We start from the raw sequence: 2,255 nt of genomic DNA on the forward strand, positions 1-2,255 counted from the left end.
GTGGAACCACCTGATCCCATCCCGAACTCAGAAGTGAAACGCAAACGCGCCGATGGTAGTGTGGGGTCTCCCCATGTGAGAGTAGGTCATCGCCAAGCGCCTAATTATCTCGTTGAGATGTAACAAAGCCAGCTGAATAAGCTGGCTTTTTTGCGTCTGCAATTTGTCAATTTCAGCCTAGCTTGCCCTTAATACCATTTGCATTAATTATGTGATCTAATTGATTGTCACTTCCTAATCATACAAAATATGAATAATCCCAACATCGCAGCCTTAGTGAAATTGGAGAAAAGCGCACGCAAACGTATGCACTATCTTGCCTTGCTCCATTCCAGCGAAGGTCATTCTCGTACCGCTATCGCAAGCATGCTTAAAGTCAGTAGAGCCAGTGTGAATCGATGGATTACCGCCTATTTAACCCAAGGTTTGAGCGGTCTAGACGATACGCCTAATCCGGGCCGTCCTGCGACATTATCCACAGAACAACAAGCCAAGCTCAAAAATGTTCGTGCAACACCAAAGCCTATCTGAACAAGGTGGCAGGTTGCTGGAAAAGGACATCGGCCATTATATCCAGACTGCATTTGGTGTGGCATTTAAGCAAGCGAATATCTACCGTTTGCTTCATCAACTCGGCATTTCATGGATGACCACTCGCTCTCACCATCCGAAACAATCTGAGGCCACACAAGGGGCTTTTAAAAACTTCTGGATGGCAACGGAATTCCGACGCCACGCACTGGTCATCATGGACGGAGCTGGTTGGCATCAACAGGATTTTACCGATGACTTTGATAATCTCACCCTCCTCAAGTTGCCTCCTTAATCACCGGAGCTGAATCCGATAGATCAGGTATTGCAATGGCCGCGTCAAAATATGTTGGTTAATCGTTGTTTTAGTGGCTATGACGATATTGTCGAGCAGTGTTCCATCGCATTGAATACCTTCATTGAGAAGAAAGTAAGAGTGATAGAATTGTGTACTAGACAGTGGACCGTTCTGACCAGTTAATTAATAGAATTGGTATCATAGGCTTTGTTCGATCTAGTTTACTAAGCTTGGACTATCTCCTCAAAAGGGCTCTGACGCTTTTAGCCTGCAAGTCCTTAAAGGCTGAACTTAAATTGAGTATAGAACTGTTTACTTATTGAAAGAAAATTGATGCTCACAGCACCGTACTTTACAGAGCTTCTGTAATTCTTTTCTAGCCGTTTATATCCTTCATAGACAAAGCTATCAATCGCGAGGCTGTCATTAATTGCCAAAGATTTATAGAGCTTATGCTGAGCTGGCTGTTTCTGTTTATATCAGCCAAACTTATCCGCTGACATTTTTTGCCATTCAAATCCGCTATAACACGAACATTCAAATGATTCATATCCCTGGCGTAATGCTCCATGAGTAGACTTCAAATCAATTCTGTAATGTATAACAGTGCAATTAAAATCTGCTTTGGAACGTGCAGATCTGTTTCGTTTTGACTAGTGCATATGTGGGTTCAATTTAGATCGTGATAAGTAAAACTTAGCGTAAAGGAGCTGAAACAGAGCTATCCAGTCAGAAACTGATCCTGTGTTTGCTAACTATTTACTCTATTGATGACAATGAGCCGCTTTTCTAACAAGCGGCTGCTATTTTCTGTGGTGATAGCTATTATTTGGGAACTCTACTTCATTCTCTGCATCAAGAAAGCGATTCGGACGGGGCTATTACTCTTATTGTTCCATACATTACCTTTTGAGATGGCTTATTCATTAATGTCGACATTTATAATCTGAATAATCTAGCTGATTAACTTACTGGAATTATCATCTACAGGATCAGTTTTTCACTGGGTTTAGATGCGTTTGTGGATAACTTTGGGGGTAAGTGGTGAGTATCTTGTGGCTAGCTTGAAGAATATGAATTAACTGCAAATTTCCTTAAAATAGGGGTTGCACACTTTCTCAATCTCCCTATAATGCGCATCCACTGACACGGCAGACAGCGTTAAGCAGCCTGATGTGACAGTTCATCGATGAGTTTACTAATTGATGAGTGTTGAGAAAGTTTGCAAAAACTCCTTGACGCGAAACGGGAAATGCGTAGAATACGCAGCCCTAGCCACCTGGAAGCGTTCGGCGCTCAGTGTGGTACTCAAGTTCTCTTACGGATATTGAGTTGCTCTTTAACAAGATAAAACAAGAAATCTGTGTGGACACTCACAGGTGTTGAGTTAATCGAAACTGCTTAACCTTCGGGTTGGCAGTCAAAA

The 2,255-nt window shown here is 42.3% G+C and carries 1 rRNA gene and 1 pseudogene; both read left to right on the plus strand.

Annotation, left to right across the window (positions count from 1 at the left end):
- Positions 1 to 98, plus strand: a 5S ribosomal RNA gene (gene rrf, locus KV201_RS22300); the annotation flags it as partial.
- A gap of 151 nt (positions 99 to 249) precedes the next feature.
- Positions 250 to 1,012 (plus strand): annotated as a pseudogene (locus KV201_RS22305) (IS630 family transposase).
- Positions 1,013 to 2,255 lie beyond the last annotated feature (1,243 nt).

It is taken from the genome of Shewanella sp. SR1, from assembly GCF_020447145.1.
GTDB lineage: Bacteria > Pseudomonadota > Gammaproteobacteria > Enterobacterales > Shewanellaceae > Shewanella > Shewanella baltica.